Here is a 24,575-nt window from a genome sequence, read left to right as displayed (position 1 = left end):
TCGGCGCCACCCTGTTTATCCGACCTTCCGTTTATCGCGGAAGAGGATGAACAGGGTGGCGCTTTTTCGTGCTGTTCCTTCCATCGTCCACCTGCCCCTCTTGGGGCGTCGAAACTGCCGCTAAGATCGGTCCATGTGGACTGTGATTCGACGCTCTTTCGTGGCCACGCTGCTGGCGCTTGCGATGTCGGCTTTGTCGGGCGCTGGCGAAGACGCCTCGGCTGCGCAGGTAGCGCCGCGGGAGGATCTGCTCTGCGAGCACGCCCCCGCAGGTACCGTGCCTGCGGTGCCCAATCCTTTCAGCCTCTGGGCCGTGATTGTCTGCTCTGCCTCGGGCCATGCGTTGGTTCCCATTGAAGGCATGGTCTGGCTGGCGCATGGCACGGTGGAGCCGGTCTCCGTCCTGGCTTTGCCACCTGCGGCGACACCCCTACCGAAGACAAGAGATTTCGATCCGCGCTATGGCGTGCGCTTCACGGCGCTTTATGCGGCGGAGGCGAAGGGGGCAAAGCGGATTCGGGCGCTCGCCAATCTCAAGGCGGCATTGGGTGCGGAACCTCCGCAGAAGCTCGATCGCATTTTTCAGCTCGATGCGGTCAGCAGCATCTACGCCATGCGCTACAATATTTATTTCTATCTGGAGGCGGGCCACCCGCGCCTTGCGCTGGTTTGCGTTGATCAGTGCCGCGAGGCGCTGGCGATGGATATTCTGACGGTCGAGGAGGCGAAGGCGCGCGGCGCACGCCCTCGCTGATCTTCATTTAGCCAGTCACAGACCCATTCCGTGGCCCATCATGCCGCGATGCATGAAGGGAGCGGCAAGGAGGCCGATGACGATCATCAGCACAATGCCTGCGACGACGACCGCAGCCGTATAGACGAGCGCCTTCTCCTGCGGCACCTTCATCAGCTTCGGCAGCCCGCGATAGAGCAGATAGAGCGAATAGAGGCCGAGAATACTGAGAAGGCCGAGCGCCGGCACGATGGCGAAAATGCCAGCGAGCCAGCTGGCTGTCATGGAATAGGCCGCAACCTTGAAGGCCTGTATCCGGTCCTTCGTGCCGCCGAACGTCGGCGCCAGCTGTTCGATGACCAGCGCCAGCACACCGACCATGATGAGCCCGAGGATATACTGAACGATGGCTCCGGCGATGGCGCTGCCAAGCGGCAGACGGAAGGAATAGCCCATGGCGCCATAGCCGAAGACGACCCCGCCAATGGCCGCGGCGAGCGGCGGAATGGCCGCAAGAATCCCGATATAGCCCGTATAGAGGCTCTGGATGGTCGGTTTCTCGCCGTCGATCTTGTCCCATTCCGCATCGGGCGACATGAGGATGTTCTTCGCCCTGTCGATGATCGACGCCGCGTCAGGTGTCTCGAAACTGGCCATGGCTGCTCCCCTCGAGTTGAACCTCAAAGTGCCGACCGCGCAGAGCCGCATCGCCGAACCGCGGGCGGAACATGCCAGAAGTCTCTGAGCCTCGCGCGGCCTTGTCAAACAGCGAGGATTGCGGCGATTTTCGCCGGTGGGGCGCCGCCTGCCGGGGGATGGAGGGAAAAGCATGTCCGGCGGGAACCAGAGGCCCGGTTCCCGCCGTCGGAAGGGGCTAGAACAGGAACCAGGCGAAGGCCGCCACGGTGTTGTTGTCGGAGGCGTTTCGTCCGGCCCCGTCGTAGTTCGATCTTGCGCCGTTGAATTTCAGGTAGTCGGTGTACTGAAGGCCGAGGCGCAGATTGACGTGGTGTCCGAACGGCGAGTCGTCCTTGCCGAACGGCGTGTAGTCGATCTCCGCATTGATGCCGTTCGAGTTCGGCGAGCCGTTGAAGCTGTCGCCGCCATAAAGACCCATGTCCGTCGTTCCCCAGATATCGAAATATCCAAGCGAGAACGTATAGGTCTGAAGGTAGGTGTAGGCAGCCGTCAGGTTTCCCGAACGCAGCGTGTTGCTGCCATTCGTGCCGCTCAGCACCGAGCTCGCGCCGAGGCTTTGATGCTCATTGATGAAGGCGGCATAGACGCTGAAATTATTGTCTTCGTCGCCTAGATAGTCGTAAGTCGCGTCGAGGCCCAGATCGGTGGCGCGATCCGTTCCGGCGCTGCGGTCTTGTCCGGGGAAGAGATTGGCCGAAAGACCGAAGGTTCCGAGCGAGACGTAATGGGAGCCGAACTGATGCTGTGCAGCGACGCGCCAATAGGGTGCGAGGCCGTTGATGCGGTTCTCTCCCATGGGCGAGACGCCGAGAATGGTTTGGGTGCGGTCCGACAGGTTCCCATAGGCGCCGACTTCCGTATAGAGCCAGTCGTCCCACATCGCGTAGACGCTGCTGCCGAGGACCTGTTGGGCGAAGCCGCCAGCGATCACGGGTGCCGCGGCGGGTGCTGGCGCCAGGTCGGCCGCCGAGAAGGGTGTGCCCCAGGCGGGCGTCGAGTTCCAGAGATCCTGAACGGTCGGGTTGTTGTTGACCGAGATGCCGAGAACCGCGCTCACATTGCCGAAATTCGCGGTGTCGGCGTAGCGGACATCGACATTGTCCCATGCGAAGCGCCGTGCGATGCCGTCATAGGTCGTCTGTACGAAGGCGCCGAGATGGTCGAGAATCTTGCCGCCGTAAAAGAGGCTTACCTGATCGACGGACGGATTGTCGTTGGGCGCGAAATGCGGTGCCGCGCCGCCGTCCTGGCCTTTCTCGGTATGGGTGAGATAGGTCTGCAGCATGGCGCTGACTTTGGGGACGCTGGTTTCGCCGCTGTCCCAGACATAGCCGTTGAGCTTGAAGAGACGGCCCATGGGCGTGAGTGCGGGACCGAAGGAGCCGACGTGGCAGGAGGAGCAGGGCTGGTCGGTCTGCTCCGCGAAAGAGGGGATCGCCTGGGCGGATTGTGGAGCAAAGACTGTTCCCATCGCGATCAGGCACAGTAAAGCCGTAGCGGCATGGCCAGCACGAACTGGCCATTTTCTCTTCATCATCACACCCCTCCGCGGAAGACAGTTGCTAGTGTTGTTGTTTTAAGCAGCTGTATATGCGGCCGGTTATTAATTCGAGGCCATGTACCGGCAAGGTCGCGGCCATGTATGTCTTTGATGTCATGAAGGAATCGGCACAGGACGGCGGGCCTGCCGCATATGCGGGTGCACTTTCGCTCCGTCTTGCATATCGTCGGCGACCGGATATAAACGCGATTAATGATATGCATTAATCTGGCGATGCTAAACGCGAGACGGGAAGAGACGGACGGAATGACCGAGGGATATGAGTTCTACGGCGCCGAGGTGAGCTATTACAGCGGCAAGGTGCGCGCCTATCTGCGCTTCAAGCGCATCCCCTTTATCGAATATGGCGCGACCGCAGACGTCTATCGCAATGTGATCCTGCCGCGTGTGGGTTGGCCCGTTATCCCCGTGGTGGTGACGCCCGAGGGCGAGACGCTGCAGGATTCGACCGACATCATCGACGCGCTCGAAGAACGTTTTCCCGAGGCGCCCGTCTATCCGGCCACGACGAAGCAGCGCCTCGCGGCGCTCCTGCTCGAACTCTATGGTGACGAATGGCTGAAGATTCCGGCCATGCATTACCGCTGGACCAAGAATCGCGACTTCGCGCTTTCGGAATTCGGCAGGCTTTCGGCCCCCGAACTTCCGCCCGAGGGGCAGCGCGAAGTGGCCGACAGAATTGCGAAGCCCTTTGCCGGAGCGCTCCCCTTTCTGGGCGCGACGCCCAAGACGGCCGAAGCGATCGAGAAGTCCTATGAGGGACTGCTGGGCGAGCTTGACCGGCATTTTGCCTCTTACGAATTCCTGTTCGGGACGCGGCCTTCCATCGGCGATTTCGGCCTGATCGGGCCGCTCTATGCCCACCAGTTCCGCGATCCCGCGTCTGGCGAACTGATGAAGCGCATCGCCCCCAATGTCGTGCGTTGGGTCGAACGCATGATGAAGCCGCCGCATCCCAAGGGCGGCGAGTTCCTGCCCCGCGACGAGGTACCTGAGACCCTCATTCCGGTTCTTGCCCGCATGATGCGCGAAATGGTTCCAGTCCTGGTCTCGACGGCGCACCTCTTCAGGAAATGGGTGGAGGAGCATCCGGAGACGGCGGCGGGGACCGGAGAGGTCCCGCGCGCGATCGGCACGCATGAATTCACGCTTGAAGGCGTCCAGGAAAGCCGCGCCGTTTTCCCCTACGACCTCTGGATGTTGCAGCGCCCGCTCGACTTTATTTCGAGCCTCGAAGCCGATGAGAAGCTTCGCGCCGCTGATCTTCTGAGGGCGGCGGGCGGCGAAACCTTACTCGATTTCCCGGCCTTTCCTCGCCTCGCCCGGACGAATTTCAAGGTCGCTCTGGCCTGAAACGGGCAGGGCGTGGAGCGCTGCGGCCATTTCGTCCATAATCCCCGCTTGAAAAGAGCCGGCGGGTCCGGTAGCTCCGTAGCAGAATGGCAATGAAAACCGCACGTCTGGCCGGATTCTACGTCGCGCTCGCGGCGATGCTTTTCCGTGCCTTCCTGCCGGACGGCTGGATGCCGGCGCCGCCGTCCCACAATACCGGGGCGGCCTGGGCCCCCTTCGTCATCTGTACGGCGAACGGCCTTGCCGAGAGGGGCGATGCACACGGCTCGTCGCAGCATGATGACGACCATGAGCAGCGCTACGCTCCATGTGCCTATGCTGCGGCCGCGCATCTGGCCTCGCCCGAAATGGGCGTTGCGGTCGCGATCTACGACGCCGCCTTCCTTCCCGCGCCGCTTGACGCGGCGAGCGACCTTCCCCTCCAGCGGGAACTCTTCGCGCGAGAGCGATCCCGTGCGCCACCCTTCCTGACGATCTGACACGAAAAACGCTTGCAAGGCGTGGGGGCATGACCTCGCGCGAGCACTTGTCTTTGTCAGTCCTCAGGAAGGGGCAATCAAAATGCATATTCGTTTCAATGGGCGTCTGCTGGGCAGCAGCGCGCTCTCCCGCTCGTTCATGGCTCTTGCGCTGCCGGTTCTCTTCTGGCCCGCGATGGCCGCCGCCCAGGACGCGACGCTTCTGCCGCCGGTCGATGTGGAATCGCCGAAGGAACAGACGGCAACCGATCTTGGCTATGCGCCGCTCACGGAGACGAACGTCTCGCCACTGGAGCGCCTCAGGAAGCTTGCGCATACCAACGACACGGCCTCTCTGTTCGAAGATGTTGCCGGCGTCAGCACCTACAAGGCAGGCGGGGTTTCGAACCTGCCGGTCATCAACGGCCTTGCCGATGATCGTGTGCGCATCGTCGTCGACGGCATGGTGATGTCGTCAGCCTGTCCGAACCACATGAATTCGCCGCTCTCCTATGTCGATCCGACAGGCGTCGGCTCGGCGAAGGTACTCGCGGGCCTGACGCCGGTCAGCATGGGAGGCGACAGCATCGCCGGCACCATTGTCATCGACAGCCCCGCGCCGCTCTTCGGCACCACGCCAGACGTCGCGGTTCTCGCAGCGAGCGCCTCGACCTTCTATCGCAGCAACGGCGACAGCCTGACGGGCTCCGTGGCCGCGACCGCCGGCAACGACAAGGTGAGCATCGGCTACAAGGGCTCAGTCGCTCGCGCCGGGAACTATGAGGGCGGCGGCGATGACGGCGAGGTCCGCTCGACCGAATACAAGTCCTACAACCACGCGCTGACGCTTGCGGCGAGGAACGGCGACAACCTCGTCGTTCTCGAAGCCGGCCAGCAATACCTGCCCTATGAAGGTTATCCGAACCAGTACATGGACATGACGGATAACCGATCGACCTTCGTCAACGGTCGCTACGAGGGAAGCTTCGACTGGGGCAAGCTCGAGGCCCGCGCCTTCTGGCAGGGCGTCGATCACGAGATGAATTTCCTCGACGACAAGGGCGGCATGGCCGACGGCGGCATGCCGATGAACACCAGTGCCGACAATGCGGGCTATGAGGTCAAGGCGACTTTCGCGCTGAAGGATGGCGGCTCCATTCGCGTCGGCAACGAGTTCAATCTCCAACGTCTCGACGACTGGTGGCCGCCGGTCGCCATGAGCATGATGATGGGCCCCAATACCTACATCAACATCAATGGTGGCAAGCGCGATCGCCTCGGCACCTTCGCCGAATGGGATGCGAAATGGACCAAAAGCTGGTCGACCTTGCTCGGCATCCGCAATGACACGGTCTGGACCGACACGGGCGACGTTCAGTCCTATGGCTGCGGCATGATGTGCATGTCCGACAACATGGCGGCCATGACCTTCAATGCTGCCGATCACAAGCACACATTCGTCAATTTCGATGCGACTGCCATCGCGAAATATGAGGCAAACGAAACCTCGACCTTCGAATTCGGCTATGCGAGGAAGTCCCGCGCGCCGAATCTTTATGAACTCTATGCCTGGGGCCGGGGCTCGATGGCGAGCCGCATGATCGGCTGGTTCGGCGATGGCAATGGCTATGTTGGCAATCTCGATCTCGATTCTGAAATTGCCAATACGCTGAGCGCAACGGCGGACTTCCACAGCGCCGACCGGAGCTGGGAGGCGAAGCTCACGCCCTACTACACCTATGTCGAAGACTATATCGGCGTGAAGAAGATCGCCTCCCTCTCCGGTGGCTTCTCGCAGTTCCAGTTCGTCAACCACAATGCCGAACTCTACGGCGTCAACCTCTCCGGCAAGCTCGGTCTCTGGAAGTCGGACGCGGCGGGCGAGGGCACGCTGAAGGGTACGCTCGGCTATGTCCACGGTAAGGATCTCACGACCGATGGCAGCCTCTATCACATCATGCCGCTCAATGCGTCGCTGACGCTCGAGGAGGTCTACGGTGACTGGGCCGGTCATGTTGAGCTCAAGGGTGCGGCGCGCAAATCCTCCGTGGACGATCTGCGCAACGAGCCCGAAACGCCGTCCTATCTCCTCGTCAATCTCGGCGGGTCCTATACATGGCAGCATGTCCGCATCGACCTCGGCGTCGATAACCTCTTCGATACGGCCTATGACGATCCGCTGGGCGGGCTCTCGCTCGGCGACTACATGGCGACGGGCGTCCTGCGTCCGCTGCCGGGCATGGGGCGTTCGCTCAATGTCGGTCTGACCCTGAGCCTTTGATGTTCGCCGGCGCGGGTTCCTCCGGCAGCCCTTGGCTCCGCCGCGCCGTCACGGTCGCAGCCAGCTTCGCAGTCAATGCGGGGCTGGCTGCGGGCCTGCTTCTGCCTGCCTCCACGCAACATGTGGGGACGGGTGCTAAGGAAATGCTCGTTCACATCCTCTCCGAAACCGAGTTGCGGAAGCCGGTGCCCGTTGAAAAGCCGTTACCCGTGCTGGAAAAAAGGCCGGTCCCTATCCGCCACCCGAAGCCTGCTCCGAAGCAGGTGCCACAAAAGCCGGCTCCCGTGGTCGCTGCGCCGCGACAGCAGATGAAGCCGGTCGAGACGAACACTGCAATTTCCAGAGATGTGGAAACGCGCGCTGCGGGCATTCGCGCCTATGGAAGCCTCGTCTGGAAGCGCATCGCCGAAAAAAAGCCCAAGGGCATTCATCTGCCCGGCACTGCCTATGCGACATTCTCTCTGACCCGCGAAGGTCGCATTGCCGCCATCCGCATTGCAAAATCGAGTGGCAGCGAGAGGCTCGATGCACTTGCGCTACGCACGATCGAAGCAGCGGCGCCTTTCGACACGCCGCCCGCCGATCTCACGGAGGCCGATCTTGTCTTCGAGATTCCGCTCAACTTCCGATGATCACTTCACCTGCCCGCCATCGACGACGAGCACCGCGCCGGTGATGAAGCTCGCGCGGGGCGAGGCGAGGAAGAGCGCAGCATCGGCGATTTCTTCCACCTTGCCGAAGCGGCGTAGCGCCACTTCGCGCCTGACCCACCGGCCCCAATCGTCTGGACGTTCCTTTGTGTTCTTGTCCCAGACGCCGCCCTCGAAAAGAATGTTGCCCGGCGCAATGGCGTTCACGCGAACGCCTTCCTTGCCAACCGCTTTGGAAAGCGCGCGCGTGGTGTGGTTCACCGCGGCCTTCGAAGCCGCATAGGTCACGGATGTGCCGAGCGCGTCGACGCCTGCAATCGACGAAATGAAGATGATGTTCGCGCCTGCCCGCATCTCGGCCGGGTGCTTCAGGATGCGCCTCAGAGCCTCGCGGGCTAGGAAATAGGAGCCGGAGAGGTTCTGAAGGATGTCCGCGTCCCAAAGCTCGTCCGAGATGTCGAAGCCGAGCGGCGCCTTGGACATGCCGACATTGGCGATCACCGTGTGGAGGGGCCCGAGCTTTGCTTCCGTTGCGTCAAGGGCAGCGGCAAGCTCGACTGCGCGCGTCATGTCGCCTGCAATGGATATGAGATTCGATGCCGGGACGCCCTCGGCGATCAGAGCCTCGCGCGCTTCGTTGAGCGCCGCCTCGCCTCGGCCTGTCAGCGCCACCTTCGCACCTTCCCTTGCGAAAGCCTGTGCCATGCCGAAGCCGATACCCCGGCTCGCGCCTGCGACGAAGACCGTCTTTCCCCTGAGTTCGAGATCCATGCGTCTTCTCCCCGTTCAATTTTCGTTGGTGCCAGTGCAGGGCGAAGCCGGTTCGCCGTCAAGCCTTGCTTGTCGCCGTCTCGCTGCCTGCCTAGACTTTACTCAACCAGAAAATGGAGGGACGTCATGGACTATCGGCAGGTCAAGGTCGAAAACCGGGGTGCTGTAACGCTCATCACGCTTAACAGGCCCGACAAGCTCAATGCCTGGACGCCGCGCATGGCCGAGGAACTGGGCCACGCCATAGAGACGGCAAATGATGATCGCGACATCGGCGCCATCGTAATGACGGGCGAGGGGCGCGGCTTCTGCGCTGGCGCGGACGTGGATGCGGTCTTCAAGACGCGCGTCGACGGCAAGGATCCGGGCAACGACACCGCCGGCGGCTCCGGCGGCATGCCCGCAGGCGTCGACTGGATCAATCTCGTTCGTTCCTCGAAGCCGCTGATCGCGGCGGTGAACGGTGTCGCTGTCGGAATCGGCGTCACCATGATCCTGCCTTTCGACATCATCGTCGCGGCCGAGGAGGCGAAGTTCGGCCTTGTCTTCGTCAAGATGGGCATCGTGCCGGAGCTTGCCTCGTCGCACTTCCTCATCTCGCGTATGGGGTGGGGTAATGCGAGCGAGATGATGCTGACCGCGCGGCTTTATCCGGCTGCCGAAGCCAAGGCGAAGGGGCTTTGTGAATATGTGGTGCCGCAGTCGGAATTGCTCGCGAAGGCTTTCGAGCTCGGCAATCTCATCGCGGAAAATCCGGCGCGCCAGCTTCGCATGACCAAAGAGCTTCTCACCGAGAATGCGTGCACGACCGATCTCGCCCGCGCGCAAAAGCTCGAAACAGACGCGCTTCAGGAATGCTGGACGACGCCCGAGCATCACGAGGCGGTCGACGCCTTCCTTTCAAAGCGCAAACCCGATTTTCGGAAAGTGGCGTCATGACTGTATCGAGCGTGAACCTGCATATCGGAGATAGTGTGCCCGCGCGGCGCGAACTTGTGCTCAAGGATGGTGAGATATCGTTCCTTGAGTGGAAACAGGAGAAGGATCTCCCGGCGCTTCATTTCGCCCATGCCAACGGTTTCAATGGCATGACCTATCGGAGCCTGTTGTCGCCGCTTGCCTCGCGCTTTCACATTCGCGCATGGGATGCGCGAGGTCATGGCATGACGCGGCTTTCCGCCGACCCGACGGACCATCGCCGCTGGACGATTTTCCGCGACGACCTCATCCGCTTCATCGAACCTTTCGTCGAGGAAAGCGGCGGGCCGGTCCTGCTTGGCGGCCATTCCATGGGCGGCGCAACAAGCCTTATGGTCGCTGCGGAGCGTCCTGATCTCGTGCGCGGTCTCGTTCTTGTCGATCCGGTCATGGTGCCGCGATCGGCGCGTCTGATGATGAAGCTCTTTCGAATGCTCGGCCGAAAAGGCGGGCCGCTTTCGCTTGCCGATGGTGCCGAACGCCGCCGCGCCGTATTCCCCGACCGCGCCACCATGACGAAGGCCTACAAGGGGCGCGGCGCTTTCCGCACTTGGCCTGAAGAAGTGATTGCGGATTATGTCGAGGGTGGCACGAAAACCCGCGATGACGGGCAGGCGGAACTTGCCTGTGCGCCGGCGTGGGAAGCGGCGAATTTCCGCGCTCAGGATCATGACATCTGGGCCGACCTCGCAAGGCTGCAGACGCCGCTGACGCTCATCTATGCGGGCATTGGTTCCACATGCCGCGCGCCCGCACCCGATCTTCTGGGGCAGCGCGACCCGCGTGCGACGCTGCTTCGTATCGGCCGCGCCACGCATTTCATTCCGATGGAGTTTCCCGACGCCGTGCGCCGCGAAATGCTCGACCTCGACGCGCGGCTCGGCGACTGATGGCGTTGACCTTTTTCGAGCAGGACCCGAACCGTCCGGAAAAGGAAGAATCTCTGCGCGCGCTGAGCGAGGCGGATCTTCTCGCGTTCTATCATGAGACGAGACGCGCCGCCTCCGCAGCCCGCGAAGCGCATGACATGGAGACGCTCTATCCGCTCGCCCGCGGGCTGAAGACGATCCAGCGTATCGCAGGCGAGCGCGGGCTTGTCATTAAGACGCGGCGGTTGGTGAAGACATCAGACGCCTAGGCCCGGCACGACCAGCCCTTCGAGCTTCGCGCGCAGATCGTCTGGAATGGGGATGGTCTTGCGCGCTTCGAGATCGAGCGAAATCGCGACAGCTTCCGCCGTGGCAATCGCGTCACCTCTTTCTAGGTCGAAGAGCCAGTGGCACCAGGTATAGGTCTTGGGGCCGACTTCCTTGAGGCCGCTCCTCAGTGTCAGCACGTCGCCGACGCGCGGGAAGCGGTGATAGTGGAAGCGATATTCCAGCGCCGCACCGCCGACCTTCCTGTTCTGCGAGCGGTCATCGCCCATCAGTTGGCCGAGCAGGTTCGGAATGGAATCCGAAACGACGCCCATGAAATGCCGCGCGCTGAGATAGCCCTGCGCATCGCACTGATCGGCCTGAATCTGGCCCTGCCACGTAAAGACGAGTTCCTTCGTATCGGCAAGCTTCGGCGCCGTGCGCGGGGGCGTGAGCGTCAGGCCGCGCGGAGCGCCGTGCGCAGGAAGCTCGATTATCAGGCTCTTCGCTGCCGCTATCGTCTTGGCGGGCAGCGGCTTCATCTCATGTGAATCCTCGTCGAGCAGTTCGACATCGGCGGTGAAGGTCGCGGCGATCTCGCCCGACACCGTGTTCCACATTTCCTTATAGACGCGCAGCCCGAAATCCGTGACGTCGAGAATGCCGGCACGAATGGTGAAGGGTGCGCCGGGCCTCTGCTCGCGCAGAAAGCGCACATGATGATCGCGGGCGATGAGGCGGGCCTGGTCGGCGGCGATGTAGCGCGGTCCGAGCCCGAGGTAAATGCCGAGCGCGGCGAGGCCCTGCGTCGCATGTTCCATATAGAACTGCACATTCATGTGGCCCATCTGGTCGGATTGCCAGGTCTGCACGCTCGACCGCGCAACGTCGATCATCTTGGTCATACTCGATTCCTCATTCCCGATATCTGCATTCTGTCAGCCGCGCGCGAAGCGCGCGGCGATATTGTCCGGTATGCGCACGGCCTTGCGCGTCGTCTTGTCGAAGAGGAGGCCGAGCCCCTCGGCGGCGCAGGCGGGTTCGCCCGTCTCGGCGTTGAAGAGCCAGTGCCGGTAGCGCAGCGTCTTCTCGCCCGCTTCGACAAGTCCGGTTTTGACGCACAGCGTTTCGCCCGCCATCATCTCCCGGAAATAAATAAGGCGCATTTCAACGGTTGCCGTAGCAAGGCCCGCTGCCGTCTGCTGATGCCGACCGAGCCCCGCATGGGCCCACATATGACCCTGCGCGTCCGAGAAGCGCGCCATGAAGAAACGCGCATTCATATGGCCGTTGGTATCGCATTCCCAGGTGTTCACGACCGAGCGGTTGCTCTCGAACATGTCGAGCGCGTGCGCCCGGACGGCCGACACGTCGCGGTCCATGATTTCGCGCGCAAGCCCACGTGGCTGCGCATATTCGGGCTCAGCGACGACGAGCGCTTCGGCGTTCTTCCGCGTCTCCTCGGGCCATGGCACGAGCCGTCGCGTCTTCAGGTCGAGGCAGCCGACATCGACGATGAACGTGGCGGCGAGCCTGTCGTCGAGGACTTCGCGCATCTCCTGATACATGCGCATGGTCTTGTCGCGGATCTCGATGACGCCGGACTTCACCAGCACAAGGTCGCTGGTTCTGAGTTCTCGATGAAAGCGGATGTGATGCTCGAGCGCGACATAGCCAAGGCCGCTTTCGCGCTGATGCGAGAAGCCCATGCCGATCGCAACGCGGAAGTTGAACGAGGCGTCGGAGGTCTTGCTGATGTAATGCTGGATGTTCATATGGCCCATCTCGTCGCATTCCTGCATCGAGACATAGCCGCGATAGGTATCGATCATTCCGCTCATCTGCGGAATCCTTCAAGGGTATTGATGTGCTTCATCGTCGTCTCAGGCCGTGACCCGCGCGAGGAAGGCGTCGATCCGCTCGTTGGCCGATCTGGCGATCTCGCCCGGGAAGGCGATGAAGCCATGTGCGCCGCCCGGATAGACAGCGAGTTCGCCCTGGTTCCCCGCCGCGATCCAGCGCCCATGCATGAAGAGCGAGTCGTCGAGCAGCGCATCGCGCGTGCCGATGGTGAAGAGCGCGGGCGGCATGTCATTCAGGTTCGCATAGAGCGGCGAAATGTCGGGGTGGCGCCGATCGAGTCCCTCGGGCAGGAAGGCATCGCCGAACTGTTCGATGTCGACAGTGCGGAGGATCAACCTCTCGTTGCCGAAATGCTTCTGGCTCGGCGTCATGGTCATGTCGAAGGCCCCGAAGACGAGGTTCGCGCCCTTGAAGCCGGTATAGCCGTGGCGGTCGCGCATGCGCAGCAGCGTCACCGCGGAGAGATGCCCGCCCGCGCTTTCGCCGCCGATGGTAAGCTTGTCGGTACCGAACTCCTTCTGCGCGTTCTCGACGAGCCAGACGGCCGCCGTCTCGCAATCGTCGGGCCCGGCGGGATAGGGATTTTCCGGCGCGAGGCGATATTCGACGCTGACGACCGCAAGGCCTGCATTCTTCGCGATGCGCTCCAGCATCGGGTCCTGCTGGTCCGCCGCGCCGAGCACCCAGCCGCCGCCGTGAATGTGGAGGTAGACGCCCTTGGGGTTCTCCGGTGCGATGATGCGGAGCGGGATCTTGTGTCCACTCTTGCCGGGGATTTCGATAGTGCGGGCGGCATCGGACTTCGGCGCGAGCGGGAACGGGCCCTCGCCCCGGGCACGCGTGTCACGCATCTTCTGCGCGCCGACATCCCACCATTCCTCCATATCGGAGATCGCCTTGACGATGGCCTCGTTAATGGCGCGGGTTTCGGCGGAAATCGCCTCCGGGCGGAAAAGGGCCGGATCGAAGGGCTTCTTGTCAGACATGCATCTCTCCCGATTTTATTTGTCGGGAGTAGACCGGATTCCGCCGCTTTCGTCTAATCGGAAAGTGCGGGGTCAAACCGCCGCTGCGTAAGGCGGCGCCGGGTCGTATTGCATGCCGAGTTGCGTTGCCCTCGCATGATCCTCTCCGTGCATCTGGCCGACGAGCCAGAGCGCCATGTCGATCCCGGCCGACACCCCTGCTGAGGTCACGACATTGCCGTCGCGCACATAGCGCACGCGCTCGAGCACTTCGGCTGCTTCGCCGCGCTCCCGCAGCGTCGGGATGAACGCCCAGTGTGTCGTCATGCGCTTGCCTTTCGCGGGGCCGGCGGCAGTCAGCACGAGCGAGCCGGTGCAGACGCTCGTCACCCATTCGCAGGTCCCGGCGATCCGCGCGACCCAGTCGGTGATCGCCTTGTTGTTGACCTCGACCCGTGTGCCCTGTCCGCCCGGCACGAGCAGCAGGTCGAGCCTGTCGATATCGCCGATTGCGGCGTGGGGTTCGACCCTCATGCCCTTGGCGCAGGTCACCGTCCTTCCCGTTTCCGAAATCAACAGCACCTTGTCGGGGCGCCTGTTCTCGGAGCGTGCGAACATTTCGTTCGACATGGTGAAGACCTCATAGGGGCCGACGAAATCGAGTTCCTCGGCATCGTCGAAAATGAGAATGCCGATGGTGCGTTCACGAGACATGCCGTCTGTCCTCCGGTGCGATTGAGTTTGCGATGGGTCGCTTCGCGGTGCGGAAGCGCTCGCGGTAGCGGTTCGGCGTAACGCCGAGGTGTCGCAGAAAGGCGCGGCGCATGCGCTCCGCCTGTCCGAATCCGGCCTGGTGCGCGACCATCTCGATGGGTAATGCGCCTTCGGTAAGTTGCCGCCTCGCCTCGTCGAGACGCGCCCGTTCGACGAAATGTGCAGGCGTGAGGCCCGTCGCCTCCGTGAAGCGCCGCGCGAATGTGCGCTCGCTCATATTTGCCCGGGCGGCAAGCGAGGGGACGGAAAGATCGCCGCGGGGCGTCTCGACGATATGGGCGCAGATCCGGGCAATACGCTCGTCCTCCACCGCTTGCGCGGCAAGCTGCGCCGAGAATTGCGATTGCCCGCCCGGCCGCATCAGAAACATCACGAGATGCCGCGCGATAGCGAGCGCTGTCTCACGGTCGAGATCCTCCTCGACAAGCGCGAGCGCGAGGTCCATGCCCGCCGTCACGCCCGCCGAGGTCCAGACCTTGCCCTGTCGCAGATAGATCGCGTCGTCATCGACCTCGATCCGTGGGAAATCGCGGCGGAGCGTCCCGGCAAAGGCCCAATGTGTCGCCACTCGCTTGCCGTCGAGAAGACCGGCACCTGCTAAAAGGAGCGCGCCGGTGCAGATGGAAACCGTGCGCCGGGCCTTTGCCGAGGCGCGCTGAATGAAGGAGATCACGCGCGCATCTTGGACAAGCCTGCGGGTCCCTTGTCCGCCGACCACCATGAAGGAATGGACATGGCCCAACTCCTCGTCGGTCATCTCGTCGATCCCCCGCGAGGCCGTGAGCGTCAGTCCGCAGCTCGTGCGGAATGCCCCCTTTTCGGGCGCGACGAGTTCTAGCTCATAGGCGGGCTCTCCCGCTTTTGTCCGCGCGGCTTCCAGAATCTGGAATGGCCCGGTCACATCGAGGATCTGGGCATCCTCGAATCCGAGCATTAATACGCGCCTTGGCGTCTTCGCTGTCCGGGGTCTGGTCATGCCCAAAGACTAGGCTTGGGCGGGCCTGGCGGAAATGACAAATAACAAGCGTTTTCTGCCAGACAAGCAGATGCCGTCAGCGCTGCCTTAGCCGCGCCACGCCTTGAGCCCACCAAGCGCGAGCGCGATGACCGCGGCCACCGCGCCGAGGATGCCGGCCATGAAGAGCAGGAAGTCGAGCGTGTTCCAGTCGAGCCCGGTGATGGCAGTTCCGCGCCCGCCAGTCAGCGCCGAAATGGTCGAGGCAACGATGTTGGTCCAGCCCGACACAATGAGGCCCCAGAGGATGACGCGCTGCGACGTGGCCGAAAGGGTGAGCGCGCTGGCGGCCGCGGCGGCGGCGAACATCAGGATGCCGTTCAGTACACCCTCAAGATGCGCCATGTGCCATGCGCGGAGCGGCTCGGTGAAGTCGCTCGCCGCGACGCCGGCTGCAAGCGAAGCGACCACCGTGCTCCCATAGGGGAAGCCTGCCACAAAGCCCGCGAGCAGCACGAGCGCACCATTGGCGATCAACAGCCCTTGAAGTTTCTTCTCCATCCTCTTCCCCCTTGCCCGTAATAAATCGGCAGGCGACGCACGGGACCCATGAGGCACCGTGCATCCCGATGCATCAAGCCTTCAGCGTGCACTTGCCGTTGTTGATGACGGTCACGTCGCGCTCCTTGAGGCGAGCCCGGAAAGACGCGATGTTGCCTTCCTTCCAGATGTCGACCAGCACCGTTTCGCCGGGGAAGACCGGCGAGGAGAAGCGCACATCGAAACCGGTGATGATCGTCGGATCGTAGTTGCAGATTTCCGACGAGATGATTGCGCGGCAGCAGGTGCCATAGGTGCAGAGCCCGTGCAGGATCGGTTTCGGGAAACCGGCGGCCTTGGCAAACTGCGGATCGGCGTGCAGCGGATTGCGGTCGCCGGAAAGACGATAGAGCAGCGCCTGATCGGGCCGTGTATCGGCCTCCACGGTGAGGTCGGGTGCGCGCTCGGGCAGCTTGTGCGGCTCGGGCGCGCCCTCGCGCGGACCGCCGAAGCCGCCGTCGCCGCGGGCGAAGATCGTCGATTGCAGCGTGCAGAGCTTGTCGCCGCTCGCCTTGTCCTTGATGACGCTTTCGGTGACGATGATCGCGCCCTTGTCCTTGCCCTTGTCCCATGCTCCGAGAACGGAGCTGTCGACGCTGATCTTTGCGGCGGAAGGCAGCGGCTTGTGCAGCGTCAGCTTCTGCTCGCCATGCACCACCATCATATAGTTGATGCCGCTGTCGCGCATCGCGCCCGCGCCCCAGGCGATGACGGTTGCCTGTGTCGGCACGGTCTTGAGGCCGCTTTCATAGACGAAAGGCAGCTCGTTCGCGTTGAGCGGATCGCGTCCGAAGCCGACGCCGAGCGCGTAGAGCATCGTCTCGCGGTCGCCATACTGGAACTCCTGGCCGACGGCCTTCAATCCCATGAGTTTGTCGTAGTTGATAGCCATGAGAGCCCTCCCTTAAGTTTTGTGCTTGTTGGGACATAGCAAAGCCGGAAAGCGGGGCTTGCGCAAGATCGCGGGCGGCCTCGCGGGGTGTTCCGCTCCATGCTATCAAAGGTCAAAATACGCACCGCATCCGGAGAAAACGCCATGTCCGCAACGTCAACGAAGCCTCTCGCCGAGCGCTCCTTCGAGTGCTTCAAAGTCGAGATCAGGGACAAGATCGCTCATATTCAGCTCAGCCGGCCCGAGAAGATGAACGCGATGAACCGCGCCTTCTGGCATGAGCTGCCGGAAATCGTGCAGGCGATCGACGACGGCGCGCTCGCCCGCGTGATCGTGATTTCCTCCACGGGTAAGCATTTCACCGCCGGCATGGATCTTTCGGTCTTTACGTCGGGTCCCGACGTAAAGGGCGCCGAGACGGGCCGCGTCCGCGCGAACCTGATGAAGACGGTGCTGAAGCTCCAGAAGACGTTCGGGTGCCTCGACGAGGCGCGCATCCCCGTGCTTATGGCGGTGCAGGGCGGCTGCATCGGCGGCGGTGTCGATTTCGCGTCTGCCTGCGATATGCGCTACTGCACGAAGGACGCCTTCTTCTGCATTCAGGAAATCAATATCGGCATGACGGCCGATGTCGGTACCTTCCCGCGCCTGCCGCATCTGATGCCGCAGGGGCTTGTGCGCGAACTCGCCTATACAGGCCGACGCCTCTTTGCGGATGAAGCGAAGTCATGCGGTCTCGTCAATCAGGTTTTCGACACGCAGGAGCAGATGCTCGAAGGCGTCCTCGCCATCGCCAGGGAGATTGCAGCGCGTTCGCCGCTTGCGGTGCATGGCTCGAAGGAAATGCTGAACTATGCCCGCGACCATACGATCGAGGATGGATTGCGTCAGATCGCCGTCTGGCAGACCGGCATGTTCCAGCCGCACGACATGATGGAGAGCTTCACCGCCAAGGCCGAGAAGCGCGAGCCGAATTTCGACGACCTGCTGCCGGTAAAGGATGCGATCTGACCTTCACGTCATGCCCCGCATGAAACGGGCATGATGAAAGGGAAAGCAGGCGGCTGCCTCAGCCCGGCATCTTCGGGAACTGCGGCAGGTTCGCGTCCATATGGGCCCAAGGCTGCGCCGAGGATGTATAGAAAATCGCGCCCGGCTTTATCCAGCTCGGATCGTCGAACGAGCCGGCCTTCACGACCCAGATCGCCGGATTGGCTTCGACGTCGCTGAACAACGGTGTGCCGCAATTCTCGCAGAACTGGCGGGTCACATGCTTGCCGCTGTCGCCGACGACCGAATAGCTCTTCGGCTTACCCTTTGTGATCTTCAGTGCGTCGCGGGCCACGATGACGACCGCGGCCGGTTCGCCGCCCGAGACGTATTGGCAATCGCGGCAATGGCAGAGTGCGGCGGCCACGGGCTCGCTCGTCACTTCGTAGCGAATGGCGCCGCAGAGACATCCGCCCGTATGGGGTGCTGGCATTGGTTCCTCTCTCTGGTGCCGTCTCTCCGGACGGTGGGGAGGAATCTAGCGTTCGCCGAGCACCTTGAACAGGCTCGTCGCCGTCATGACTTTGTCTTCGCCGACCCAGAAAGAGGCCGACACGAACACGATGGCCCGGGTCTGGTGATCGGCCCTGGCGCGGCAGGTCACGACGTCGTCGAGTTTCGCGTCGGCAAGGATGCTCGCCTGCAGGCTCAACGTGACGCAAGGCCGGTCGTTCTTCGCTCGCCATGCCGTCCCGCCCATAAAGGCGTCGGCGAAGGTCAGCATCATGCCTTCATGCACGGTACCGTCCTCGCGGACATGACGTTCGTCGATGCGGAAAGCGGAGACTCGTGTGCCGTCTTCCTCGATGCGCTCGAAGAAGGGGCCGACAAAGGCTTCGAATGGATCGAAGAGATCGACGGGCGTGAAGCCTTCTGGCGCGGGCGCGTCGATGAGGGGTTTGAGAGGTCCCGGTCCCCGCAGGGTCTTTGGGCTCGTCTCGGTCACGCTTCCGCCCGCTTGATTGCATAGACGCCGGTGGCGCTCATCAGGATGCGCGAGCCGACGCAGAGTTCGCCCGCAATGAAAAGCACGCTACGCGTCGCCCGCGTGATGGTCGCCCGGCATTCGACGCGCTCGTCCCTTTCGCCCGCGCTGACGAAGTCGCAATTGAGCGACAGGGCGCGGGCGTCCGCGCCGGGCTCGCTTTTTTCGGCGGCGGATTTCGCGGCCTCGCCGAGCACGATGGAGGCGAGCGTCATCATCATGCCGCCATGGAGCCTGTCGCCGCCGTTCAGGTGCTGTGCGGCGACATCGAAAATGAAGACCTCGCCCTTCGCGTCATGCCCGCGATAGACGGGCCCCGTGAAGCCGCCGAAACCTTTCGACTGGACGGGCGCGAAGCCGGGCGGAACGTCACTCATGGGAAAGCTGCCTGAACTGGAGTAATGGGAAGGAGCCCCCTACTTAAAGGGCGAGTGCCGATGCGAAAAGGGGCAAGAGTGGTCCGCCGTCCATCAGGATCGAATCCCATGCGTGAGGCGGCCACCATTCTTTCCTTCCGGACGAGCGGGCGTGGCTTTCTACCCTGTTCATCCGTCACACATTGGCTTTCATTCTTGTTCAGGAAAATGCCGGTTCCGATGTGCTGACGGACCTGTCCGACGCGCTCGGCCGGCTCGTGCCTCGGCACCAGCTCCGCCAAATCGCCAGCCATTTCATCGGCGAATAGCCTTTTTATTTTCCATAATGCCTATTCGGCCGCTGCAGCCTGCTTGCCGCTAGACGCAGCGGCCTCTGGGAAATTCTTCTTTCCGAACCCGTAAGCCGCCGTTTATGGTGCGCCTCAACTCGCCGGGGCGGCTGCTCATAAAAATCATAAGGCTGCGCGGGCGATAGGAACCAACCCCCTTCCGGGAGAACTTCATGTCGAGAGAAGCAGTCATCGTCTCCACCGCGCGCACCGGCCTCGCAAAGTCCGGCCGCGGCGGCTTCAACATGACCCATGGCGCCGCCATGGGTGGCCACGCCGTCAAGCACGCGATCGAGCGTGCCGGCATCGAGCCGGGCGAAGTCGAAGACGTCGTCATGGGCTGCGGCAGCCCCGAAGGCGCGACCGGCATGAACACGGGCCGTCTCGCCGCCATCTGGGCCGGCTGCCCCGTCACCACCTCGGGCTTCACGGTCAGCCGCTTCTGCTCGTCGGGCCTCAACTCCATTGCCATCGCGGCGGGCCGCGTCCTCAACGAAGACGTGCCGATCACGGTCGGCGCCGGCGTCGAGTCGATCTCGCTCGTCTCCATGGGTGGCATCAACACGAAGAACCTCACCGAAGAAAAGCTGATGGCGACCTATCCGGCGCTGTGGATGCCGATGATCGAGACCGCCGACATCGTCGCCAAGCGTTACAACGTCAGCCGCGAATATCAGGACGAATACTCGCTCCGTTCGCAGCAGCGCACCGCCGCCGCCCAGGCCGCCGACCTGTTCAAGGACGAAATCGTTCCGATGGCGACCAAGATGAAGGTCGTGGACAAGGCGACGGGCGAAGAGAAGATCGTCGACGTCACGGTGACGAAGGACGAGTGCAACCGTCCCGAGACGACGCTTGAAGGCCTCGCCTCGCTGAAGCCCGTGCGCGGCGAAGGCAACTTCGTCACCGCCGGCAACGCCTCGCAGCTTTCGGATGGTGCCGCTGCCGTCGTCATCATGGAACGCAAGGAAGCCGAGAAGCGTGGGTCCGACGTGCTCGGCATTTTCCGCGGCTTCGCGGTTGCCGGTTGCGAGCCCGACGAGATGGGCATCGGCCCGGTCTTCGCCGTGCCGCGTCTCCTCGCCCGTCACGGCCTCAAGGTCGACGACATCGACCTGTGGGAGCTGAACGAAGCCTTCGCGAGCCAGTGCCTCTATTCGCGCGACCGCCTCGGCATCGACCCCGAGAAGTACAACGTCAATGGCGGCTCGATCTCGATCGGCCATCCCTTTGGCATGACCGGCGCGCGCTGCACCGGCCACATCCTGCTCGAAGGCCGTCGCCGTCGCGAAGCCGGTCAGAACGTGAAGTACGGCGTCGTCACCATGTGCATCGGTGGTGGTATGGGCGCTGCGGGTCTGTTCGAATTCGCGTAATTCGAAACGCCTGAATGAGAAAGGCTCGTCGGAAACGGCGGGCCTTTTTCTTTGGCGGTGCCCCGGCCTCGCCCCATATTCAGCTGTCATCCCGGCGAAGGCCGGGATCCATCTTTACGCGAGATGCGGAGGGGAGTGAGATGCGCTATTTTGATGACTTCGTTGTCGGCGAACGACACGAGATCGATGCCGTCTACGACATGACGGAAGATGAAATCGTCTCCTTTGCAAAGAAGTGGGACCCGCAGCCCTTCCACATCGACAAGGAAGCTGCCGCAAAATCCGTCTACGGCACGCTGACCGCCTGCGGTTCGCACATCCAGTCGGTTGTTCTCTGGCTCGCCGCGCGCCTGCCGGAAGAAACCGCCGTCATCGGCGCGCTGGGCTATGACGAGGTGCGTTTCCACAAAGCCGCCAAACGCGGCGACCAGCTCCGCCTCGTCATCGAATGCATCGAGACGAAACCAAGCTCATCGAAACCCGACCGCGGCGTCGTGAAGAACCGCCATACGCTCCTGAATCAGAACGGCGAGACAGTCTTCACGCAGACGACGACGCTGCTAATCGCGCGGAAGAGGTAGGTCCGATGAAATTCCGCTTGCGTCAGGGCTTTTCAATGGCAGGCTCATCGTTAGGCAAAAAAGGAGAGCGTCATGCATCAAAAACTTGATGAGCTTCGGGCCAGATGTGAAGCGCTGGAAAAAAAGAAAAACGAAGCAGTGCGGTTGTCCAATGAGAATCCGGACGATGTTCAACGTCATCAAGCCGCGTTGGATGCGCAAGAGTGTCTCGTGGCTGCCGAGCGCGCGATGACCCAAGAGGCCGAAAGGATCGGACTTTTCCGGCGCGGCTGACGAGGCGCGGCTCGCGAGCGCCAATGTTATCCTTGCGAAGGCAGGGAACTAGGGGCACTTGTTCTAGTCTCTTAGCCGTCATGGCCCGGCTTGACCGGGCCATCCACGTCTTGGCGATGCAGCAACAAGGCAGACGTGGATGACCCGCATGAAGCGGGTCATGACGGTTGATTTAATCGCGAGAGCTCAAAGCCCCAGCACCAGCTTTGCCATGATCCCGCGCTGGATTTCGTTCGAGCCGCCGTAGATCGAGGCGGCGCGGTTGTTGAGATAGCGGGGCACGGCGGTGAGGCCGTGGGCGGGGCCGATGGGCGCGACGTTGGAGCCGGGTTGACGGGCGTCGTGCTGGTCGGCATTGGCGTAGAAGGCAATTGCCTCGACCGCGAGTTCGTCGATCGCCTGCGTCGTCTCGGTGCCGCGCGTCTTGAGCATGGATGAGGCGGGGCCGGGGTTCTTGCCGCCCGCGAGTTCAGACATCACACGGTGCTCGGTGATTTCCATCGCCTTCACCGCGATCTCGGTCTCGTCGAGCTTGCGGCGGAAGGACGGATCGTCGATCAGCCGGTCGCCGTCCGACGAGCGCTCGGCCGATGCGATGGAGCGCACCTTTTCGATGCCGACCGCGAGACCCGCCGCATAGGCGCCGCCGCGCTCGAATTCGAGCAGATACTTCGCCACCGTCCAGCCCTCATGCTCCGGCCCGACGCGGTTCGTCTTGGGCACGCGCACCTCGTCGAAGAAGACCTGATTGACTTCGTGCTCGCCCGCAAGCGTGATGATCGGCTCAACCTTGATGCCGGGCGTGTTCATTTCGAGCAGTATGAAGGTAATGCCCTCCTGCGGCTTGCCGTCCCATTTCGTCCGTACAAGGCAGAACATGCGATTGGCGAAATGGGCATGTGTCGTCCAGATCTTCGATCCATTGAGCACATAGTCGTCGCCGTCGCTGACCGCGCGAAGCTGGAGCGAGGCGAGGTCCGAGCCCGATCCCGGCTCCGAATAGCCCTGGCACCAATAGTCCTCGCCCTTGAGGATGCGCGGCAGGAAGAACGCCTTCTGCTCCGGCGTGCCGTATTTCATCAGCACCGGCGCGCACATGCGCAGCCCCATGGGCGAAAGATGTGGTGTGCCGTAGCGCGCACATTCCGACGCCCAGATATATTTCTGCATCTCCGTCCAGCCCGTGCCGCCATATTCGACCGGCCATGCGGGTGCGACCCAGCCCTTTTCATAGAGGATCTTCTGCCAGGCGAGATTCCACTTCTTGTCGGTGAAGACACTGGTGGTCAGGCTGCCCGCTTCCTTCAGTTCCGGCGTCAGCTTCTCGTCGAGAAAGGCGCGTACTTCGTCGCGGAATGCAGCGTCTTCGCGCGTGAAATTGAGATCCATTTTCCCCGTCTTTTCTTGTCATGTCCGCGCCCGAAACAGCGCTGGCATTGGCTTTGTCGGGGCAGTCTGTCGAGGGGGATGGGGAGGGGCAAGCCCGTTCTGCCGGGCGGCTTGCGGATTTCCGTCCCGCGCATGGGCGACGCTACGTCAGGAGTCGCGGGTATTGGATGGAGCGGGTGGGACGGCACCCTCTCATCGTCATCCCGGCTTTCGCCGGGATGACCTGTCGAGAGAAATCCGGGTTTCAGAGCCCCAGCACGAGCTTCGCCATGATGTTGTGCTGAACCTCATTCGACCCGCCGTAAATCGTCGTTGCGCGGGTGTTGAGATATTTCGGCATGACCATGAGCGCATGTTCCGGGCCGACCGGGGCGACGTTGGAGCCCCAGTTGCGGGCTTCGAGCACATGCGGCGCAGCGTAATAACCGATGGCCTCGACGCAGAGTTCGGTGATGCGCTGGTTGGTGTCGGCGCCGCGCAGCTTGATCATCGAGGCGGCCGCGCCGGGGTTCTGTCCATTAGACAGCTGCGACATGATGCGGTGCTCGGTGAACTCGACCGCCGTTACCTCGACATCGGTTTCGTCGATCTTGCGGCGGAACGCGGGATCGTCGATCAGCCGCTCCCCGTCATCGCGCTCGGTCGTGGCGATGGCTTTGAGCCTGTTGATCGAGTTGCGGAGGTTCGCGCCATGGGCCGCGCCGCCGCGCTCGAATTCGAGCAGGTATTTCGCCACCGTCCAGCCATTGTTCTCCGCGCCGACGAGATTGGCGCGGGGTACGCGCGCATCGTCGAAGAAGACCTGATTGACCTCATGGTCGCCCGCCAGCGTGATGATCGGCTCGATCTTGATTCCCGGCGCGGGGAACTCGTCGATCAGGATGAAGGAAATGCCTTCCTGCGGCTTTGCCTTGGGGTCGGTGCGCACGAGGCAGAACATCTTGTTGGCGATATGCGCGCCCGTGGTCCAGAGCTTGGTGCCATTGATGACGTAATCGTCTCCGTCGGCAACCGCACGGCACTGGAGCGAGGCGAGGTCGGAACCCGAACCCGGCTCCGAATAGCCCTGACACCACCAGTCTTCGCCCGACAGGATGCGCGGCAGGTATTTCGCGCGCTGCTCAGGCGTGCCGTGACCCATAAGCGTCGGCCCGACCATGGAAAGGCCCATATTGGAACCCAGCGGCGCGCCGGCGGCGGCGCATTCCGACGACCAGATGAAACGCTGCATCACGTTCCAGCCCGGCCCGCCATATTCCTTCGGCCAGGAAGGGGCGGACCAGCCGCGCTTATGAAGGCGCTTCAGCCACTCAACGCGGAGATCGTGATCGGCGAGGATGCCTGGCGTCAGCTTCGCATGCGCCTTCAGATCGTCCGTCAATTGCTCGTCGAGAAATGCCCGTACTTCGTCGCGAAAGGCGACATCCTCGGGCCGCATGGCGAGATCCATCTTTGCTCCTCCCTGATATCGGCGAACTGGCGCATTTTTGCTCGTTTCGCCGGTTCTTTTCCTTACACTATAACCCCGAGCCGAAGCCGGTCCAGA

At 62.6% G+C, this 24,575-nt stretch carries 28 protein-coding genes; 13 read left to right on the top strand and 15 right to left on the bottom strand.

Annotated features, from left to right (window positions below):
* The first annotated feature begins 133 nt into the window (after nucleotides 1–133).
* Nucleotides 134–754, top strand: a complete 621-nt coding sequence (locus F2P47_RS05660) for a hypothetical protein (RefSeq protein ID WP_152215204.1) — start codon at nucleotides 134–136, stop codon at nucleotides 752–754.
* 15 nt (nucleotides 755–769) lie between these two features.
* Here F2P47_RS05660 and F2P47_RS05655 read toward each other — a convergent pair whose 3' ends face one another.
* Nucleotides 770–1,390, bottom strand: a complete 621-nt coding sequence (locus tag F2P47_RS05655) for a Yip1 family protein (RefSeq protein WP_152215203.1) — start codon at nucleotides 1,388–1,390, stop codon at nucleotides 770–772.
* A gap of 217 nt (nucleotides 1,391–1,607) precedes the next feature.
* Nucleotides 1,608–2,969 (bottom strand): cytochrome C, encoded by a 1,362-nt coding sequence (locus F2P47_RS05650; RefSeq protein ID WP_152215202.1) that lies wholly within the window; start codon nucleotides 2,967–2,969, stop codon nucleotides 1,608–1,610.
* Nucleotides 2,970–3,239: 270 nt separating this feature from the next.
* Between F2P47_RS05650 and F2P47_RS05645 the strand changes: the two genes are divergently transcribed.
* The 4 genes from F2P47_RS05645 to F2P47_RS05630 all read left to right on the top strand — a co-directional run bounded on the left by F2P47_RS05645 (nucleotide 3,240) and on the right by F2P47_RS05630 (nucleotide 7,717).
* Nucleotides 3,240–4,346, top strand: a complete 1,107-nt coding sequence (locus F2P47_RS05645; protein ID WP_185680965.1) for a glutathione S-transferase family protein — start codon at nucleotides 3,240–3,242, stop codon at nucleotides 4,344–4,346.
* Between the two features lie 92 nt (nucleotides 4,347–4,438).
* Complete coding sequence (locus F2P47_RS05640) at nucleotides 4,439–4,825, top strand: hypothetical protein (protein ID WP_152215200.1); 387 nt, start codon at nucleotides 4,439–4,441, stop codon at nucleotides 4,823–4,825.
* An 82-nt stretch (nucleotides 4,826–4,907) separates the two neighbouring features.
* Complete coding sequence (locus F2P47_RS05635; RefSeq protein WP_152215199.1) at nucleotides 4,908–7,085, top strand: TonB-dependent receptor; 2,178 nt, start codon at nucleotides 4,908–4,910, stop codon at nucleotides 7,083–7,085.
* The gene (locus tag F2P47_RS05630; protein WP_152215198.1) at nucleotides 7,085–7,717 is read left to right on the top strand and encodes a TonB family protein; all 633 of its coding nucleotides are present in this window, start codon (nucleotides 7,085–7,087) and stop codon (nucleotides 7,715–7,717) included. Before F2P47_RS05635 ends, F2P47_RS05630 begins: the two co-directional genes overlap by 1 nt.
* On the opposite strand, the gene F2P47_RS05625 is transcribed toward F2P47_RS05630, so the two are convergent.
* A complete protein-coding gene (locus F2P47_RS05625; RefSeq protein WP_152215197.1) occupies nucleotides 7,718–8,506 on the bottom strand; it encodes an SDR family NAD(P)-dependent oxidoreductase in 789 nt (262 codons plus the stop codon).
* Between the two features lie 126 nt (nucleotides 8,507–8,632).
* Between F2P47_RS05625 and F2P47_RS05620 the strand changes: the two genes are divergently transcribed.
* Genes F2P47_RS05620 through F2P47_RS05610 form a run of 3 tightly spaced genes read left to right on the top strand, consistent with a single transcriptional unit; the run spans nucleotide 8,633 to nucleotide 10,622 of the window.
* Nucleotides 8,633–9,445, top strand: coding sequence for an enoyl-CoA hydratase/isomerase family protein (locus F2P47_RS05620; protein ID WP_152215196.1), 813 nt, complete (start codon nucleotides 8,633–8,635; stop codon nucleotides 9,443–9,445).
* Nucleotides 9,442–10,374, top strand: coding sequence for an alpha/beta fold hydrolase (locus F2P47_RS05615; RefSeq protein WP_185680964.1), 933 nt, complete (start codon nucleotides 9,442–9,444; stop codon nucleotides 10,372–10,374). Before F2P47_RS05620 ends, F2P47_RS05615 begins: the two co-directional genes overlap by 4 nt.
* Nucleotides 10,374–10,622: a hypothetical protein gene (locus F2P47_RS05610; RefSeq protein ID WP_152215194.1), complete on the top strand. Its 249-nt coding sequence runs from the start codon at nucleotides 10,374–10,376 to the stop codon at nucleotides 10,620–10,622. Before F2P47_RS05615 ends, F2P47_RS05610 begins: the two co-directional genes overlap by 1 nt.
* Here F2P47_RS05610 and F2P47_RS05605 read toward each other — a convergent pair.
* From F2P47_RS05605 to F2P47_RS05575, 7 genes are all read right to left on the bottom strand, one after another.
* Nucleotides 10,611–11,525, bottom strand: a complete 915-nt coding sequence (locus F2P47_RS05605; RefSeq protein ID WP_152215193.1) for an acyl-CoA thioesterase — start codon at nucleotides 11,523–11,525, stop codon at nucleotides 10,611–10,613. The genes F2P47_RS05610 and F2P47_RS05605 overlap by 12 nt on opposite strands.
* 33 nt (nucleotides 11,526–11,558) lie before the next feature.
* Nucleotides 11,559–12,461: an acyl-CoA thioesterase gene (locus F2P47_RS05600; RefSeq protein WP_152215192.1), complete on the bottom strand. Its 903-nt coding sequence runs from the start codon at nucleotides 12,459–12,461 to the stop codon at nucleotides 11,559–11,561.
* 42 nt (nucleotides 12,462–12,503) lie between these two features.
* Entirely contained in the window at nucleotides 12,504–13,469 is a 966-nt protein-coding gene (locus F2P47_RS05595; protein ID WP_152215191.1) for an alpha/beta hydrolase, read from the bottom strand.
* Nucleotides 13,470–13,541: 72 nt separating this feature from the next.
* The gene (locus F2P47_RS05590) at nucleotides 13,542–14,162 is read right to left on the bottom strand and encodes a DJ-1/PfpI family protein (protein WP_152215190.1); all 621 of its coding nucleotides are present in this window, start codon (nucleotides 14,160–14,162) and stop codon (nucleotides 13,542–13,544) included.
* Nucleotides 14,152–15,156 (bottom strand): GlxA family transcriptional regulator, encoded by a 1,005-nt coding sequence (locus tag F2P47_RS05585; RefSeq protein WP_152215189.1) that lies wholly within the window; start codon nucleotides 15,154–15,156, stop codon nucleotides 14,152–14,154. The genes F2P47_RS05590 and F2P47_RS05585 overlap by 11 nt, the downstream gene beginning before the upstream one ends.
* A 129-nt stretch (nucleotides 15,157–15,285) precedes the next feature.
* A complete protein-coding gene (locus tag F2P47_RS05580; protein ID WP_152215188.1) occupies nucleotides 15,286–15,738 on the bottom strand; it encodes a styrene oxide isomerase in 453 nt (150 codons plus the stop codon).
* Between the two features lie 73 nt (nucleotides 15,739–15,811).
* Nucleotides 15,812–16,669 carry a MaoC/PaaZ C-terminal domain-containing protein gene (locus F2P47_RS05575; RefSeq protein WP_152215187.1) on the bottom strand — a complete coding sequence of 286 codons (858 nt, stop codon included), beginning with the start codon at nucleotides 16,667–16,669 and terminating at the stop codon, nucleotides 15,812–15,814.
* Nucleotides 16,670–16,813: 144 nt separating this feature from the next.
* Between F2P47_RS05575 and F2P47_RS05570 the strand changes: the two genes are divergently transcribed.
* Nucleotides 16,814–17,680, top strand: a complete 867-nt coding sequence (locus F2P47_RS05570; protein ID WP_152215186.1) for a crotonase/enoyl-CoA hydratase family protein — start codon at nucleotides 16,814–16,816, stop codon at nucleotides 17,678–17,680.
* Between the two features lie 58 nt (nucleotides 17,681–17,738).
* Here the strand turns inward: F2P47_RS05570 and F2P47_RS05565 are convergent, their stop codons facing one another.
* From F2P47_RS05565 to F2P47_RS05555, 3 genes are read right to left on the bottom strand one after another with little or no spacing between them, the layout of a single operon-like run.
* Nucleotides 17,739–18,152 carry a GFA family protein gene (locus tag F2P47_RS05565; RefSeq protein ID WP_152215185.1) on the bottom strand — a complete coding sequence of 138 codons (414 nt, stop codon included), beginning with the start codon at nucleotides 18,150–18,152 and terminating at the stop codon, nucleotides 17,739–17,741.
* 45 nt (nucleotides 18,153–18,197) lie between these two features.
* Complete coding sequence (locus F2P47_RS05560) at nucleotides 18,198–18,665, bottom strand: PaaI family thioesterase (RefSeq protein WP_152215184.1); 468 nt, start codon at nucleotides 18,663–18,665, stop codon at nucleotides 18,198–18,200.
* Entirely contained in the window at nucleotides 18,662–19,081 is a 420-nt protein-coding gene (locus tag F2P47_RS05555; protein WP_152215183.1) for a PaaI family thioesterase, read from the bottom strand. The genes F2P47_RS05560 and F2P47_RS05555 overlap by 4 nt, the downstream gene beginning before the upstream one ends.
* A 164-nt stretch (nucleotides 19,082–19,245) precedes the next feature.
* On the opposite strand from F2P47_RS05555, the gene F2P47_RS18030 reads away from it, so the two are divergent.
* The 4 genes from F2P47_RS18030 to F2P47_RS05535 all read left to right on the top strand — a co-directional run bounded on the left by F2P47_RS18030 (nucleotide 19,246) and on the right by F2P47_RS05535 (nucleotide 21,640).
* The gene (locus F2P47_RS18030; RefSeq protein ID WP_152215358.1) at nucleotides 19,246–19,389 is read left to right on the top strand and encodes a YjbQ family protein; all 144 of its coding nucleotides are present in this window, start codon (nucleotides 19,246–19,248) and stop codon (nucleotides 19,387–19,389) included.
* A gap of 194 nt (nucleotides 19,390–19,583) precedes the next feature.
* Nucleotides 19,584–20,786: an acetyl-CoA C-acyltransferase gene (locus F2P47_RS05545; protein ID WP_152215182.1), complete on the top strand. Its 1,203-nt coding sequence runs from the start codon at nucleotides 19,584–19,586 to the stop codon at nucleotides 20,784–20,786.
* Nucleotides 20,787–20,926: 140 nt separating this feature from the next.
* Nucleotides 20,927–21,367 carry a MaoC/PaaZ C-terminal domain-containing protein gene (locus F2P47_RS05540; protein ID WP_185680963.1) on the top strand — a complete coding sequence of 147 codons (441 nt, stop codon included), beginning with the start codon at nucleotides 20,927–20,929 and terminating at the stop codon, nucleotides 21,365–21,367.
* 72 nt (nucleotides 21,368–21,439) lie between these two features.
* Entirely contained in the window at nucleotides 21,440–21,640 is a 201-nt protein-coding gene (locus tag F2P47_RS05535) for a hypothetical protein (RefSeq protein WP_152215180.1), read from the top strand.
* Nucleotides 21,641–21,826: 186 nt separating this feature from the next.
* On the opposite strand, the gene F2P47_RS05530 is transcribed toward F2P47_RS05535, so the two are convergent.
* Nucleotides 21,827–23,029, bottom strand: coding sequence for an acyl-CoA dehydrogenase family protein (locus tag F2P47_RS05530; protein WP_152215179.1), 1,203 nt, complete (start codon nucleotides 23,027–23,029; stop codon nucleotides 21,827–21,829).
* Nucleotides 23,030–23,273: 244 nt separating this feature from the next.
* Entirely contained in the window at nucleotides 23,274–24,479 is a 1,206-nt protein-coding gene (locus tag F2P47_RS05525; protein ID WP_152215178.1) for an acyl-CoA dehydrogenase family protein, read from the bottom strand.
* Nucleotides 24,480–24,575: the final 96 nt, after the last annotated feature.

The organism is Parvibaculum sedimenti (assembly GCF_009184905.1).
In the GTDB taxonomy this organism is placed as follows: domain Bacteria; phylum Pseudomonadota; class Alphaproteobacteria; order Parvibaculales; family Parvibaculaceae; genus Parvibaculum; species Parvibaculum sedimenti.
The sequence above is the reverse complement of the archived record's forward strand: the minus strand, read 5'-3'. Positions and strand labels throughout refer to the sequence as shown.